Origin of the sequence: Scandinavium tedordense (genome assembly GCF_024764965.1) — a bacterium.
In the GTDB taxonomy this organism is placed as follows: Bacteria; Pseudomonadota; Gammaproteobacteria; order Enterobacterales; family Enterobacteriaceae; genus Scandinavium; species Scandinavium tedordense.
The window spans coordinates 288,697-303,622 of record NZ_JALIGG010000057.1; the positions used below are offsets into that span (position 1 = coordinate 288,697).

Genomic DNA, 14,926 nt, shown 5'->3' on the forward strand with positions numbered 1-14,926 from the left:
TACACATTATCCTCCCGTCTGCCTGTGCTGCGGGAGGAGGGAAGGGCGGTTAACCTTCCAGCAGACGCTGGAGCAGCATTCCGTTGAGCATGGAGCGTTTGACGAGGGCGAAAGCGCCAATCGCGGAGCGGTGATCCAGTTCAGATTTCACCACAGGCAGGTTATGACGGAACGCTTTCAGTGCCTGCGTATTGATGCAACCTTCAATCGCGGGCAGCAGGATTTTTTCCGCGTCGGTGATTTCACCCGCGATAACCACTTTCTGCGGGTTAAACAGGTTAATGGCGATGGCGATGGTTTTACCCAGATGGCGGCCAACCTGTTCAATCACTTCACTGGCCAGCGCATCGCCTTTATTCGCAGCTTTGCAGATAGCTTTAATGGAACAATCAGACAGCGAGACTTTGCTCTGATAGCCTTTTTCCAACAGCAGGCGTACCCGTTGTTCGATGGCAGCGTTGGCGGCGACGGTTTCGAGACAGCCGAAGTTGCCGCAGTGACAGCGTTCGCCCAGCGGGTCGACCTGAATATGACCTATCTCGCCGACGTTGCCGTTACGACCGATAAAAATGCGACCGTTAGAGATGATCCCGGCGCCGGTTCCGCGGTGAACGCGCACCAGAATAGAGTCATCGCAGTCGTGCGTCGCACCAAAGTAGTGCTCTGCAAGAGCCAAACTGCGGATATCGTGGCCGACAAAGCAGGTCACTTTGAAGCGTTTTTCCAGCGCGCCGACCAGGCCCCAGTTTTCCACCTGAATATGCGGCATATAGCGGATAACGCCGCTTTCCGGATCGACCAACCCCGGCAGGATGACCGAGATAGCAATCAGCTCGCGGATTTTGCGCTGGCTGTTTTCAAGAAAGGTGGCGATGGTGTTGAGCAGCGCGTGTTCCAGCGTTTCCTGGGTGCGCTCCGGCAGCGGGTAGTGTTCTTCGGCGATGACTTTACTGCTCAGATCGTAGAGCGTGAGGGTCGTGTCATGACGCCCAAGGCGCACGCCGATAGCGTGAAAATTGCGGGTTTCGGTAATTATCGAAATAGCGCGGCGGCCCCCCGTGGAGGCTTGCTGATCGACTTCTTTGATCAGGCCGCGTTCTATTAACTGACGCGTGATTTTGGTCACGCTGGCGGGAGCAAGCTGGCTCTGTTCGGCAATTTGAATGCGCGAGATAGGACCATGCTGGTCAATCAGGCGGTAAACGGCCGCGCTGTTAAGTTGTTTAACGAGGTCAACATTACCAATTTGAGCTTGTCCGCCTGATGTCATACTTTACTTACTCAGCAACGACCTCGTTACCATTAACGATGGTCTTAGTGATTTTATAATCGCGCGTGAACGCGGTCAGGTTGGCTACCATGCCTGGTGCGAGGCTTCCCAGCTGTTTGTCAACGCCGATAGCGCGGGCCGGGTAGAGTGTCGCCATACGCAGTACTTCATCCAGCGCGATTCCGCAGTGTTCTACCAGGTTACGCACGCCTTCGATCATGGTCAATGCTGAACCGCTTAAAGTGCCGTTCTCATCCACACACAGTCCATCCCGGTAGTATATTGTTTTACCAGCAAAAATGAACTCATCAATGTGTGCGCCTGCCGGAGCCGTGGCGTCGGTGACCAGACACAGCTTGTCCCCTTTCAGGCGTTTGGCGTTACGTACGTTAGCGAAATCAACATGCAGGCCATCAACAATGATGCCGCAGTAAACGTCAGCTTCATCGAAAATCGCGCCTGCCAGACCCGGCTCACGCCCGGTGATGTAAGGCATGGCGTTATATAAATGCGTGGCAAAAGTGATACCTGCGCGGAAACCGACTTTCGCTTCTTTCAGCGTCGCGTTGGAGTGACCGGCAGAGACCACAATCCCGGCGTCAACCAGACGGGTGATCACTTCGGCAGGTACCATTTCCGGGGCCAGGGTGACTTTGGTTATCACATCGGCGTTAGCACACAGGAAATCGACCAGCTCGTGGTCTGGCTTGCGCACGAAATCCGGATTGTGAGTGCCTTTTTTGACGATGTTGAGCCATGGTCCTTCCAGGTGCAGACCCAGCGCCTGATTCGGGTACTTCGCCAGGTATTCGCGCATTACACGGATACCCTGCTTCATTAATTCGTCGCTGGAGGTAATGAGTGTCGGCAGATAGCTGGTGCAGCCCGATTTCTCGTTGGCTTTCTGCATGATTTCCAGCGTTTCAACGGTCACCGCATCCGGGCTGTCGTTGAACTGCACGCCGCCGCAGCCGTTCAGCTGGACGTCGATAAAACCGGGAGCAAGGATGGCGCCATTTAACGAGCGTTGCTCAATCCCGGACGGCAAATCGGCCTGTGGGCAGATACGTTCAATCAGGCCATTGGCGATAACAATCGCATGGTCATCCAGAATTTCGTGGCCGGTATAAATTCGGCCATGGGTTAATGCATACATACGACCCCCGGTATCAAAAATGCTTCCGCCCCTCCGAAAAGGGACGGGGATTCAATTACAGACCTTTAATATTTTCGGCTTCTAATTCGTTGAAGTACTTCAGCGTCTTCACTTTCAGTTCCATGGTGGACGGCTCGTCACACACCATCACCGCTTTCGGGTGCAGCTGCAGACAGCTGATGGTCCACATGTGGTTCACGTTACCTTCAACAGCCGCTTGCAGCGCCTGTGCTTTCTGATGGCCCAGCACCAGAATCATCACTTCTTCAGCATCCAGCAGCGTGCCCACGCCCACGGTCAGTGCGTATTTTGGCACCTGAGTCACGTCACCGTCGAAGAAGCGGGAGTTTGCCACGCGGGTGTCATGGGTCAGGGTCTTAATACGGGTACGTGAAGAGAGGGAAGAAGCCGGTTCGTTGAATGCAATGTGGCCATCGTTACCTACGCCACCCATGAACAGGTTAATTTTGCCGTAAGAGCGGATTTTTTCTTCATACTGACGGCATTCTGCATCGATATCTGGTGCATTGCCATCCAGCAGGTTAATGTTTTCCGCCGGAATATCAACGTGATCGAAGAAATTGCGGTGCATGAAGCTGTGGTAGCTTTCCGGATGTTCTTTTGCCAGACCAACATATTCATCCATGTTGAAGGTCACAACGTGTTTGAAGCTAACCTGGCCCGCTTTGTGCATCTCTACGAGAGCTTTATATGCGGTGAGTGGTGTACCACCGGTTGGCAGGCCCAAAACAAATGGACGATCCGCGGTTGGTTTGAACGCATTGATGCGGTTGACGATATGACGGGCGGCCCATTTGCCTACTTGTTCTGCTGTCGCCAGGGGAATCAGTCTCATTGTTCACCTCAATAGTTAATATAAATGTTGGCGGATTGGTACCGTATCTCTGTTAAGAGTAACCTGGTTTGGTTGCAAGAGGCGGTAATCCGTCCTGATTTTTCGAATGATAAAATAAGTTTTCACTGTTAGCCAGTCGGAAGAGGGGGTGAAGACGATATTTGGTGATAAAAGTCACAAAAAAGGTGCTTTTAATTTGCGAGGCGAATTAATTTTCCACACACTCTTAGAGCTAGTGATACATTGCTGTGCTTTAAGATAGTCACACTATAAAAATATACGGCTTTAACTAAGTCGGCTCGGGGTCTCATAGGGGGAATAAAAGTGAGTGTTCTAGGTTATTTACAAAAAGTTGGTCGCGCACTGATGGTGCCAGTGGCCACGCTGCCTGCCGCAGCCATCCTGATGGGTGTCGGCTACTGGATTGACCCGGTGAGTTGGGGCGGTGATAACGCTCTTGCTGCTCTATTGATCAAATCGGGTTCGGCTATAATCGATCACATGTCCGTATTGTTTGCGATTGGTGTGGCTTACGGTATGTCCAAAGATAAAGACGGTGCAGCAGCACTGACCGGCTTTGTTGGTTTCCTCGTATTAACAACTCTCTGCTCACCGGCTGCAGTAGCAATGATCCAAAAAATTCCAGCGGACCAGGTTCCGGCGGCATTTGGGAAAATTGAAAACCAGTTCGTCGGTATCCTCGTCGGTATCATCTCTGCGGAACTGTACAACCGCTTCAGCGGCGTTGAGCTGCCAAAAGCGCTGTCGTTCTTCAGCGGCCGCCGTCTGGTGCCAATCCTGACCTCCTTCGTCATGATCGTCGTAGCCTTCATCCTGATGTACATCTGGCCGATAATCTTCGACGGTCTGGTGAACTTCGGTGAGCACATCCAAAAGCTGGGCTCTGCGGGTGCGGGTATTTATGCCTTCTTCAACCGTCTGCTGATCCCGGTGGGTCTGCACCACGCGTTGAACTCCGTGTTCTGGTTTGATGTTGCCGGTATTAACGATATCCCTAACTTCCTTGGCGGCGCGCAGTCTATTGCTGCCGGTAAAGCTGAAATTGGTATCACCGGTCGTTATCAGGCGGGCTTCTTCCCGATTATGATGTTCGGTCTGCCAGGTGCGGCATTGGCGATTTACCACTGTGCCCGTCCGGAAAACAAAGCCAAAGTGCTGGGTATCATGATGGCGGGCGCGTTCGCGGCCTTCTTCACCGGTATCACCGAGCCTCTGGAATTCTCCTTCATGTTTGTGGCGCCGGTTCTGTACTTCATTCACGCGGTACTGACCGGTATTTCCGTGTTCATCGCTGCCAACATGCACTGGATCTCCGGATTTGGTTTCAGCGCCGGTCTGGTGGATATGATGCTTTGGGTCCGTAACCCGCTGGCAACCCACTGGTACATGCTGATCCCTCAGGGTCTGGTGTTCTTCGTTATCTACTACGTGGTGTTCCGTTTCACTATCAACAAATTCAACCTGATGACTCCGGGTCGTGAACTGGCTGTTGCCGGTAGCGAAGCCGATGGCCAGGACGTGAATGTGAGCAGTGGCAAAGAGCAGGACGCAACTGAACTGGCTCGCCAGTACATTGCAGCCGTTGGCGGCTCAGACAACCTGACCGGGATCGATGCGTGTATCACCCGTCTGCGTCTGAACGTGAAAGACTCCTCTCTGGTCAACGAAGCGCTGGCGAAACGCCTGGGTGCGTCGGGTGTGATTCGTCTGAACAAAACCAGCGTGCAGATTATCGTCGGCTTTGTTGCAGAAAAAATCGCTAACGCGATGAAAACCACCGGACCTGTAGCGGCAGCAGAAGCCGCTCCGGTTGCAGCCGCTGCACCAGCAGCAAAACCGCAGGCGGTGCCAAATGCAGCAACTATCGCCACGCTGGTTTCGCCAGTGACCGGAGATGTGGTTGCCCTTGAGCAGGTTCCTGATGAAGCCTTCGCCAGCAAAGCTGTCGGTGAAGGCGTGGCAGTGAAACCAACCGAAAAAATGGTCGTTTCTCCAGCTGCAGGCACCATCGTTAAAATCTTCAACACCAATCATGCGTTCTGTCTCGAAACCGAGAATGGCGCGGAAATCGTTGTCCATATGGGTATCGATACCGTTGCGCTGAACGGCCAGGGCTTTACTCGCCTGGTAGAAGAGGGTGCAGAAGTGGTGGCAGGTCAGCCGGTCCTGGAAATGGATCTGGACTTCCTGAACGCCAATGCGCGCTCGATGATAAGCCCGGTGGTTTGCAGCAACATCGACGACTTCAGCGGTCTGGTTATCAAGGCGCAGGGTCAGGTTGTTGCAGGCGTAACACCACTGTATGAGATTAAAGGCAAGTAATCGTTCCTGAGTATACCCAAAATAATTCGAGTTGCAGGAAGGCGGCAAGTCTGAGGATCCCCAGTCACTTACTCAGGTAAGTGACTGGGGTGAGCGGATGCAGCCAACGTACAAGCAACGTGAAGTATGACGGGTAATATTATGTGCCTTAGCGGCGGGGGTTATCCTCCGCCGCTTTTTTATGGAGCCAGGACAACCCAGATCAACAGCTAACCGCGCTTTTTCTCTAAGTAAGGGTTGTCTCTGCACGCAGCTTATAAGATCATACGCCGTTATATGTTGTTTACGCCTTGAGGAACCCGCGATGAGTGAGGCAGAAGCCCGCCCGACTAACTTTATTCGCCAGATTATCGATGAAGATCTGGCCAGTGGTAAGCACACGACCGTTCATACCCGTTTTCCGCCTGAGCCGAACGGGTATTTGCACATTGGTCATGCAAAATCTATCTGCCTGAACTTCGGCATTGCTCAGGATTACCAGGGCCAATGCAACCTGCGTTTCGATGACACCAACCCGGTGAAAGAAGACATCGAATACGTTGAGTCCATCAAGCAAGACGTTGAGTGGTTAGGTTTCCACTGGTCCGGCGAGATTTGCTACTCCTCTGACTACTTCGATAAGCTGCATCAGTATGCGATTGAGCTTATCAATAAAGGTCTGGCGTATGTGGACGAACTTTCTGCCGACGAAATCCGTGAATATCGCGGCACCCTGACGCAGCCGGGCAAAAACAGCCCGTATCGCGACCGCAGCGTGGAAGAGAACCTGGCGCTGTTTGAAAAAATGCGTGCGGGTGGTTTCGAAGAAGGTAAAGCCTGTCTGCGTGCCAAAATCGACATGGCGTCTCCGTTTATCGTCATGCGTGACCCGGTGCTGTATCGCATTAAATTTGCCGATCACCACCAGACTGGCAGTAAGTGGTGCATCTACCCGATGTATGACTTCACCCACTGCATCAGCGATGCGCTGGAAGGCATTACGCACTCGTTGTGTACGCTGGAATTCCAGGACAACCGTCGTCTGTATGACTGGGTGCTCGACAACATTTCCATCCCGGTTCATCCGCGTCAGTACGAGTTCTCACGCCTGAACCTGGAATACACCGTAATGTCGAAGCGTAAGCTGAACCTGCTGGTGACCGACAAGCATGTGGAAGCCTGGGATGACCCGCGTATGCCAACCATCTCCGGTCTGCGTCGTCGTGGTTACACCGCCGCGTCTATCCGCGAGTTCTGCAAGCGCATTGGCGTGACCAAACAGGACAACACCATAGAAATCGCCTCTCTGGAATCCTGCATTCGTGAAGATCTGAATGAAAATGCGCCACGTGCGATGGCGGTTATCGATCCGGTTAAACTGGTTATCGAAAACTATCCGCAGGGCGAAAGCGAAATCGTCACTATGCCGAACCACCCGAGCAAACCAGAAATGGGGAGCCGTGATGTACCGTTCAGCGGCGAGATCTGGATCGATCGTGCTGATTTCCGAGAAGAAGCGAACAAACAGTACAAGCGCCTGGTGATGGGTAAAGAAGTGCGTCTGCGTAATGCCTACGTCATCAAAGCCGAACACGTTGAAAAAGATGCGGAAGGTAACATCACCACCATCTTCTGTACTTACGATGCGGAAACCCTGAGTAAAGATCCGGCTGATGGCCGTAAAGTGAAAGGCGTTATCCATTGGGTAAGCGCAGGTCACGCGCTGCCGGTTGAGATTCGCCTGTATGATCGTCTGTTCAGCGTACCAAACCCGGGCGCGGCAGAAGATTTCCTGTCCGTCATTAACCAGGAATCACTGGTTATCAAGCAGGGCTATGCTGAGCCGTCGCTGAAAGCCGCGCAAACGGGTAAAGCGCACCAGTTCGAACGTGAAGGTTACTTCTGTCTCGACAGCCGCTACAGCACCGCAGAGAAGCTGGTATTTAACCGTACCGTTGGCCTGCGTGATACCTGGGCAAAAGCGGGCGAATAAGTTTCGCTTTTGCTGAAAATAAAAAGCGTCGCGCAATGCGGCGCTTTTTTTATGTCATTTTCGTGATGCGAAATAATATCATTTTCATTCATGAAACAGCGCCTCGGCCTTGTTACATTTTTTAGTGCCATTTTCCCTTTCTTATTGATAAGCCCCTGCTATTAGCGGTTTTCGTCGCTTCATGCTGAAACGTGCATGTGTAACAAAACGCAATCAAATATGTGCGCCCTGTCATAATCTTGCATTTTCGTGCGGAAAAAGGATTGATAATTCGCGTCGCGAAAAATAGTCTACATGCATAGCGTTAGGACTTTTCTGCCTCGCTACTTTTTTGCAGTACTTAATTTTTATCGCTGTTCGCTTTGCGAACGCGTTTTTAAAAGTCAAAGAGGATATACACATGCGTACGTTCAGTGGCAAACGTAGTACGCTGGCGCTGGCTATTGCCGGGGTCACCGCAATGTCGGGCTGGTTGGCAGTTCCGCAAGCCAGTGCAGCAGGATTCATAGACGATTCAACCTTAACCGGCGGCATCTATTACTGGCAGCGCGAGCGTGACCGTAAAGATGTAACCGACGGCGACAAGTACAAAACCAACCTTTCTCACTCCACCTGGAACGCCAATCTCGACTTCCAGTCGGGTTATGCTGCAGATTTTATCGGCCTGGATATTGCGGCCTTCACCGCAATCGAAATGGCTGAATCCGCCGAAAGCGGTCACCCAAACGAAATCGCGTTCTCCTCTGTTAATAAAGGCTATGACGAAGACTGGTCTGGCGATAAGAGTGGGATCAGTCTGTATAAAGCCGCCGCGAAATTTAAACTGGGGCCGACCTGGGCACGCGCAGGTTATATTCAGCCTACTGGCCAGACCCTGTTAGCGCCGCACTGGAGCTTCATGCCGGGTACTTATCAGGGTGCTGAAGCCGGGGCAAACTTTGACTACGGGGATGCCGGGGCGTTGAGCTTCTCGTATATGTGGACCAACGAGTACAAAGCTCCGTGGCACCTTGAAACTGATCATTTCTATCAGAACGACAAGAAAACCAAAGTGGAGTATCTGCACTCCATCGGTGCTAAATACGACTTCAAAAATGACCTGGTGCTCGAAGCAGCATTTGGTCAGGCTGAAGGCTTTATGGATCAGTACTTCGCCAAAGCCAGCTATAAATTTGATGTCGCCGGGGCGCCGCTCTCGACCAGCTACCAGTTCTACGGTGCGCGTGACACCGTCAGCAGCAACACTATCAACGATATCTATGACGGTACCGCGTGGCTACAGGCTCTGACCTTAGGTTATAAAGTGGGCGACGTTGTTGACCTGCGTCTCGAAGGAACATGGGTAAAAGCGGAAGGGCAGCAGGGTTACTTCCTTCAGCGTATGACCCCAACCTATGCTTCTTCCAACGGCCGACTGGATATCTGGTGGGATAACCGCTCAGACTTCAACGCCAACGGCGAAAAAGCGGTGTTCTTCGGCGGTATGTATGATCTGAAAAACTGGGATATGCCGGGCTGGGCCGTGGGCGCGTCTTATGTTTATGCCTGGGATGCTAAACCGTCTGACTGGCTTATCAATAGTGCAGGTCAGCGCGAAGATATCGCCTCAAACAAAATTAAAGAGTCAGCTTACAGCCTCGACGCGATGTACACCGTTCAGGAAGGGCGAGCGAAAGGCACGCTGTTCAAGCTGCACTTTACTCAATACGACAACCACTCCGACATCCCGAGCTATGGCGGGGGGTACGGCAATATCTTCCAGGATGAGCGTGACGTGAAATTCATTGTTATCGCCCCGTTCACCATTTTCTGACAAGTCGCGCGGCAGCGTTAACGTCGCCGCGCGCCTATGAGGCCGTATCATGAAAAAATTGATTCTCATCGCTATGATGGCATCCGGGCTGGTTGCATGCGCACAACCCCAGGCGCCACAGGAAGATAACAAGCTCAAAGAGGCGTACAGCGCGTGTATTAACACCGCCGAAGGCAACCCGGATAAAATCCAGGCGTGTCAGAATGTATTGGACGTACTGAAAACCGAGAAGTCACATCAGCAGTTTGCCAATCAGGAAACCGTGCGGGTTCTGGATTATCAACAGTGCATCCAGGCGACGCATACCGGCAACGATCAGGCGGTGAAAGCCCGCTGTGACCAGATTTGGAAGGAAATTCGTAACAACAACACGACAACCACAAAGCCATAACCCTCAACTATCGGCCTCTGTGATTGCCTGAAATTTATGCCAAAAAAAGCCAACCGCGAGGTTGGCTTTTTGCTTTTGAGCAAACGCTGATTATTTCTCAGCGGCGTCGTGTGCGTGTTCATCTTCACGGCAGTCGCCTTCTGCGCAGTGGCCATAAAGATAAAGGCTATGGTTGGTCAGACGAATGCCATGTCGAGTGGCGATTTCGCGCTGACGCGTTTCGATAGAGTCATCACTGAACTCAATAACCTTGCCGCAGTCGAGGCAGATTAAGTGATCGTGATGATGCTGCTGAGTCAGTTCGAAAACAGACTTGCCGCCTTCGAAGTTGTGGCGGGTGACAATGCCGGCATCGTCGAACTGGTTCAGAACGCGATAAACCGTTGCCAGACCAATCTCTTCGCCCATATCAATGAGGCGTTTATAAAGGTCTTCCGCACTGACATGGTGATTGTCCGGCCCCTGAAGCACTTCCAGAATTTTCAAACGAGGAAGCGTGACTTTCAGGCCTGCCTTCTTTAATGCGGTATTGTTGTCAGTCATGCGGAATCAGTCCTGTTGCTAGGCGATACACTTCCCTATGGGGAAGTATTACTAAGAATGAATTCAGGATAATGCGTCTCATTATAGGACTGCCTGGCCTAAATGGGAACGTAAACCCTGAGCAAAGTATGCTTTTCAAAAACGAGGCATCATCTGCAAAGCGAAACATCCGACCTCGTCAAAACAGGTGACATTGTACAGACATGTGCTCAAAAGTTAAAAATTTGTAGCGATTAATTTAATTGCTTTTATCTATTAATTTAACACAACGTATCGCTAATACGGCGCAGCACGGATGCTGCACCGTACTAAATCATTAGGCGTTCTTGATCTCTTCGAGGTGCAGCTCTTCGGAGATTTGTTTCACCCATTTTTCGACACGCTCAGCGGTCAGCTCTGGCTGGCGATCTTCGTCAATGGCCAGACCCACAAAATGGGCGTCATCAGCCAGACCTTTAGAGGCTTCGAAATGGTAGCCTTCGGTCGGCCAGTGGCCAACGATAGTTGCGCCGCGCGGTTCGATGATGTCGCGGATGGTACCCAACGCATCACAGAAATATTCTGCGTAATCTTCCTGATCGCCACAGCCAAACAGTGCGACCAGCTTACCGTTGAAGTCTACCTCTTCCAGCGTCGGGAAGAAGTCGTCCCAGTCACACTGTGCTTCACCGTAGTACCAGGTAGGGATACCCAGCAGCAGAATATCGAAACCTTCGAGATCTTCTTTACTGCTCTTGGCAATGTCATGCACCTCGGCAACGTCTTTGCCAAGCTGCTTCTGGATCATCTTCGCGATATTTTCGGTGTTACCCGTGTCGCTGCCGAAAAAAATACCTGTGATTGCCATGAGTAAAATAACCTCTTGAAACGTATTGAAATGATGGTGGAATGTTGCCCACAGATAAAGGCAATGATAGCAGGAGGAGAAGTGCGCGGAAACTGCAATCGCGCCGTACTGCACTCTCTGCTAAATGAAAGTGATTTTTTGCCGTATTTTCAGACAAGTTCCTGGCCGTGTAATGCAGCCAGTTGTTGCAACAATATCTCTTCGATAAGCTCGCTGCGGCTCATATTTCTGGCATCAGCCAGTTCATTGAGCGCATCCACGGCATCGTTATTGAGCTTTAGCTCAACGCGTTTGAGACCGTTGCTTTTGTCGCGTTTAAGCTGATTACGCTTATTTATGCGTAATTGTTCGTCGCGCGAGAGCGGATTGGTTTTCGGCCTTCCCGGGCGACGCTCATTTGCGAACAAATCTAATGTCGTTCGGTCCGTTTGTTCTTTTGCCATGATTCAGAGTGACTTCGGGGAAACAAGCCGCCAGACGACAGGCCCGGCGCAGATAGCGCGCAATCATACATCAGCGAAACCCGGACGCCAACGCCGGGAGGCACAATGGCGCTTGCTTGCTCGGATTTTAATCATTCTGCCAGGTATCGACGAATCGCACGCAGCACCGCATCCGGTTTTTCTGCGTGAACCCAATGTCCGGCACCCGCGATCACGTGCGCGCGGGCCTGCGGGAACTGTGCAAGTAACGCGTCGCGGTACTCTGCGGTGACGTAAGGCGAATTTCCACCAGGGATAAACAGGGCAGGGTGGTCCCAGGCAGGAATCGGTTCCCAGCCAACGATATGGGGATATTGATCCCACAACGCTGGCACGTTGAATCGCCACGCACCGTCGACGAACGACTTCAGCAGGAACTGAATCACGCCTTCTTCATCTATATGCTGGCGCATTACATCCGCGGCCTGCTGGCGGCTGGACACGCCTGCGTCGGTCACGGCGTTAATGGCGGCAAAAATCTCATCGTGACGGCGCACCTGATAAGCCACCGGAGCGATATCAATCGCCACCAGTTTTTCAACACGTTCAGGGGCTAGCGCCGTAAACGCCATCACCGCTTTACCGCCCATTGAATGGCCAATCAGACTCGCCTTCTCAATGCCGTTTGCATCGAGCGTATCGACAAGATCCTGCGCCATTGCGGCGTAGGTCATCTCCGGGTCGCGAGGGGAAAGGCCATGGTTACGCATATCGACTTGCAGGATATTGTGGTCGGCAACCAGATCCCGGGCGAGGATCCCGAGGTTATCAAGGCTACCGAAAAGGCCGTGAACGAGGACGATGGGAGAATTAGTGTGCAGGTTTTGTGCAGTTTGCGCTCGGCTGTTTAATTTCATGGCAAAGTTCTTTTTTTCGCTACGTCGGGTTAGGGTATCATGTTGAACATTCTGCCGCCCGGCTGCAACACTCAGTAGTCGTCTGAGTTTTTGCCGACACGCTATCCGCTGTTGGGTTTTGTCCTTATAATCCCAACAACTTGTATTCAGAAAAGATATCTCACTGGATTAAGATGAAAACGATCGAAGTTGATGACGAACTCTACGGCTTTATTGCCAGCCACACTAAGCACATTGGCGAGAGCGCATCCGACATTTTAAGGCGTATGCTGAAATTTTCTGCCGTATCGCAGGCGGCAGCATCAACCGTAGCCAAAGAAACTCCGGCATCCGCGTCTGCACCGGTCGTCGCTGCGGTTAAAAAAGTGTCTTCAACAAAAGATAACGTTCGCGCCATGCGCGAGCTGATGCTTTCTGACGAATACGCCGAGCAGAAAAAAGCGGTCAACCGCTTCCTGCTGGTGCTGACTACACTTTACGCTTTAGACAGCAAGTCATTTGCTCAGGCTACCGAGTCGCTGCATGGCCGTACGCGCGTTTACTTCTCCTCTGACGAAGCAACGCTGCTGAAAAACGGCAATCAGACCAAGCCTAAGCAGGTACCAGAAACCCCTTACTGGGTTATCACCAACACCAATACCGGTCGTAAATGCAGCATGGTTGAACACATCATGCAGTCAATGCAGTTCCCCGCGGAATTAATTGAAAAGGTTTGCGGCACCATCTAAGCATAAGAAGGACCAGGCAATGGCAACTCATAACCGTGCGGGTCAGCCTGCACAGCAGAGTGATTTGATCAACGTCGCCCAGCTGACGTCTCAGTACTACGTGCTGAAACCGGAAGTGGGTAACGCAGAACATGCGGTAAAATTCGGAACGTCCGGCCACCGTGGTAGCGCTGCGCGTCACAGCTTCAATGAACCGCATATCCTGGCCATTGCGCAGGCGATTGCGGAAGAACGCGCAAAAAATGGCGTTACCGGGCCGTGCTATGTCGGCAAGGATACCCACGCCCTGTCAGAGCCAGCGATCATTTCTGTACTGGAAGTGCTGGCGGCCAACGGTGTGGATGTGATTGTGCAGGAAAACAACGGCTACACTCCAACGCCTGCGGTCTCCAACGCTATCCTGGTTCACAATAAAAAAGGTGGCGCACAGGCTGATGGCATCGTCATCACCCCGTCCCATAACCCGCCGGACGATGGTGGTATCAAGTACAACCCGCCAAACGGTGGTCCGGCTGATACCAACGTTACCAAAGTGGTTGAAGACCGCGCAAACGCATTACTGGCTGATGGCCTGAACGGCGTGAAGCGCATGTCTCTGGATGCGGCGTATGCATCCGGGCATATCAAAGAGCAAGATTTGGTTCAGCCGTTTATCGAAGGGCTGGCAGATATCGTTGATATCAAAGCCATTCAGAAAGCGGGCCTGAAGCTTGGTGTTGATCCGTTGGGTGGCTCCGGGATCGAATACTGGAAACGTATCGCGGAGTTCTACAAGCTTGATCTGACCATCGTCAACGATCACGTCGATCAGACATTCCGTTTCATGCACCTCGACAAAGATGGCGCTATCCGCATGGACTGCTCATCAGAGTGTGCGATGGCAGGCCTGCTGGCATTGCGTGACAAATTTGACCTGGCGTTTGCCAATGACCCGGATTACGACCGTCACGGTATCGTGACGCCGGCTGGTCTGATGAACCCGAACCACTACCTGGCCGTAGCGATCAACTACCTGTTCCAGCATCGCCCACTGTGGGGCAAAGATGTCGCCGTGGGTAAAACCCTGGTGTCGTCTGCGATGATTGACCGTGTGGTTGATGATCTGGGTCGTAAGCTGGTGGAAGTGCCAGTAGGCTTCAAATGGTTTGTTGACGGTCTGTTCGACGGCAGCTTTGGTTTTGGCGGCGAAGAGAGCGCGGGTGCATCCTTCCTGCGTTTCGACGGCACACCGTGGTCTACCGACAAAGACGGGATCATCATGTGCCTGTTGGCGGCTGAAATCACTGCCGTCACGGGCAAAAATCCGCAGCAGCATTACGACGAACTGGCCGCGCGCTTTGGTGCACCGAGCTACAACCGTCTGCAGGCATCTGCAACTTCTGCCCAGAAAGCTGCGCTGTCTAAACTCTCTCCGGAGATGGTTAGCGCTGATACGCTGGCCGGTGATCCCATCACCGCGCGTCTGACGGCAGCGCCAGGCAACGGCGCATCCATCGGCGGTCTGAAAGTGATGACCAAAAACGGCTGGTTTGCAGCACGTCCATCCGGCACAGAAGACGCCTACAAAATCTATTGTGAAAGCTTCCTCGGTGCCGAGCACCGTAAGCTGATTGAGAAAGAAGCGGTAGAGATTGTTAGTGAAGTGCTGAAAAACGCATAGTGTTTTGT

The 14,926-nt window shown here is 52.3% G+C and carries 13 protein-coding genes; 6 read left to right on the forward strand and 7 right to left on the reverse strand.

Features of this window, described 5'->3' with window-relative positions; all coding sequences use genetic code 11:
• Nucleotides 1-49 precede the first annotated feature (49 nt).
• Genes nagC through nagB form a run of 3 tightly spaced genes read right to left on the reverse strand, consistent with a single transcriptional unit; the run spans nt 50 to nt 3,282 of the window.
• On the reverse strand, nt 50-1,270 hold the full coding sequence (gene nagC, locus MUU46_RS17290) for a DNA-binding transcriptional regulator NagC (RefSeq protein WP_159754400.1): 1,221 nt from the start codon (nt 1,268-1,270) through the stop codon (nt 50-52).
• 7 nt (nt 1,271-1,277) lie between these two features.
• Nucleotides 1,278-2,426 carry an N-acetylglucosamine-6-phosphate deacetylase gene (nagA, locus tag MUU46_RS17295; RefSeq protein ID WP_159754397.1) on the reverse strand — a complete coding sequence of 383 codons (1,149 nt, stop codon included), beginning with the start codon at nt 2,424-2,426 and terminating at the stop codon, nt 1,278-1,280.
• Between the two features lie 55 nt (nt 2,427-2,481).
• Nucleotides 2,482-3,282, reverse strand: a complete 801-nt coding sequence (nagB, locus tag MUU46_RS17300; RefSeq protein WP_097164779.1) for a glucosamine-6-phosphate deaminase — start codon at nt 3,280-3,282, stop codon at nt 2,482-2,484.
• A gap of 324 nt (nt 3,283-3,606) precedes the next feature.
• On the opposite strand from nagB, the gene nagE reads away from it, so the two are divergent.
• From nagE to chiQ, 4 genes are all read left to right on the forward strand, one after another.
• The gene (nagE, locus tag MUU46_RS17305; protein ID WP_258966159.1) at nt 3,607-5,625 is read left to right on the forward strand and encodes an N-acetylglucosamine-specific PTS transporter subunit IIBC; all 2,019 of its coding nucleotides are present in this window, start codon (nt 3,607-3,609) and stop codon (nt 5,623-5,625) included.
• Nucleotides 5,626-5,929: 304 nt separating this feature from the next.
• Entirely contained in the window at nt 5,930-7,597 is a 1,668-nt protein-coding gene (gene glnS, locus MUU46_RS17310; RefSeq protein ID WP_159754391.1) for a glutamine--tRNA ligase, read from the forward strand.
• Nucleotides 7,598-7,997: 400 nt separating this feature from the next.
• Entirely contained in the window at nt 7,998-9,410 is a 1,413-nt protein-coding gene (gene chiP, locus MUU46_RS17315) for a chitoporin ChiP (protein ID WP_159754388.1), read from the forward strand.
• A gap of 49 nt (nt 9,411-9,459) precedes the next feature.
• A complete protein-coding gene (chiQ, locus tag MUU46_RS17320; protein WP_258966160.1) occupies nt 9,460-9,801 on the forward strand; it encodes a ChiQ/YbfN family lipoprotein in 342 nt (113 codons plus the stop codon).
• A 90-nt stretch (nt 9,802-9,891) separates the two neighbouring features.
• Here chiQ and fur read toward each other — a convergent pair whose 3' ends face one another.
• From fur to ybfF, 4 genes are all read right to left on the reverse strand, one after another.
• Complete coding sequence (fur, locus tag MUU46_RS17325; protein ID WP_159754382.1) at nt 9,892-10,344, reverse strand: ferric iron uptake transcriptional regulator; 453 nt, start codon at nt 10,342-10,344, stop codon at nt 9,892-9,894.
• 316 nt (nt 10,345-10,660) lie between these two features.
• Nucleotides 10,661-11,191 (reverse strand): flavodoxin FldA, encoded by a 531-nt coding sequence (gene fldA / locus MUU46_RS17330; protein ID WP_200849699.1) that lies wholly within the window; start codon nt 11,189-11,191, stop codon nt 10,661-10,663.
• A gap of 149 nt (nt 11,192-11,340) precedes the next feature.
• Complete coding sequence (gene ybfE / locus MUU46_RS17335) at nt 11,341-11,634, reverse strand: LexA regulated protein (protein WP_110510115.1); 294 nt, start codon at nt 11,632-11,634, stop codon at nt 11,341-11,343.
• 131 nt (nt 11,635-11,765) lie between these two features.
• Complete coding sequence (gene ybfF / locus MUU46_RS17340; protein WP_258966161.1) at nt 11,766-12,530, reverse strand: esterase; 765 nt, start codon at nt 12,528-12,530, stop codon at nt 11,766-11,768.
• A 173-nt stretch (nt 12,531-12,703) separates the two neighbouring features.
• Between ybfF and seqA the strand changes: the two genes are divergently transcribed.
• Both seqA and pgm read left to right on the forward strand, forming a co-directional pair.
• Entirely contained in the window at nt 12,704-13,258 is a 555-nt protein-coding gene (gene seqA, locus MUU46_RS17345; protein WP_258966162.1) for a replication initiation negative regulator SeqA, read from the forward strand.
• Nucleotides 13,259-13,277: 19 nt separating this feature from the next.
• On the forward strand, nt 13,278-14,918 hold the full coding sequence (pgm, locus tag MUU46_RS17350; protein WP_159754373.1) for a phosphoglucomutase (alpha-D-glucose-1,6-bisphosphate-dependent): 1,641 nt from the start codon (nt 13,278-13,280) through the stop codon (nt 14,916-14,918).
• The last annotated feature ends 8 nt before the right edge of the window (nt 14,919-14,926 follow it).

What these genes read in the sequence shown, in the direction of transcription:
- nagC (WP_159754400.1), bottom strand. Translation starts at nt 1,270, where the DNA reads ATGACATCAGGCGGACAAGCTCAAATTGGTAATGTTGACCTCGTTAAA.
- nagA (WP_159754397.1), bottom strand. Translation starts at nt 2,426, where the DNA reads ATGTATGCATTAACCCATGGCCGAATTTATACCGGCCACGAAATTCTG.
- nagB (WP_097164779.1), bottom strand. Translation starts at nt 3,282, where the DNA reads ATGAGACTGATTCCCCTGGCGACAGCAGAACAAGTAGGCAAATGGGCC.
- glnS (WP_159754391.1), top strand. Translation starts at nt 5,930, where the DNA reads ATGAGTGAGGCAGAAGCCCGCCCGACTAACTTTATTCGCCAGATTATC.
- chiP (WP_159754388.1), top strand. Translation starts at nt 7,998, where the DNA reads ATGCGTACGTTCAGTGGCAAACGTAGTACGCTGGCGCTGGCTATTGCC.
- chiQ (WP_258966160.1), top strand. Translation starts at nt 9,460, where the DNA reads ATGAAAAAATTGATTCTCATCGCTATGATGGCATCCGGGCTGGTTGCA.
- fur (WP_159754382.1), bottom strand. Translation starts at nt 10,344, where the DNA reads ATGACTGACAACAATACCGCATTAAAGAAGGCAGGCCTGAAAGTCACG.
- fldA (WP_200849699.1), bottom strand. Translation starts at nt 11,191, where the DNA reads ATGGCAATCACAGGTATTTTTTTCGGCAGCGACACGGGTAACACCGAA.
- ybfE (WP_110510115.1), bottom strand. Translation starts at nt 11,634, where the DNA reads ATGGCAAAAGAACAAACGGACCGAACGACATTAGATTTGTTCGCAAAT.
- ybfF (WP_258966161.1), bottom strand. Translation starts at nt 12,530, where the DNA reads ATGAAATTAAACAGCCGAGCGCAAACTGCACAAAACCTGCACACTAAT.
- seqA (WP_258966162.1), top strand. Translation starts at nt 12,704, where the DNA reads ATGAAAACGATCGAAGTTGATGACGAACTCTACGGCTTTATTGCCAGC.
- pgm (WP_159754373.1), top strand. Translation starts at nt 13,278, where the DNA reads ATGGCAACTCATAACCGTGCGGGTCAGCCTGCACAGCAGAGTGATTTG.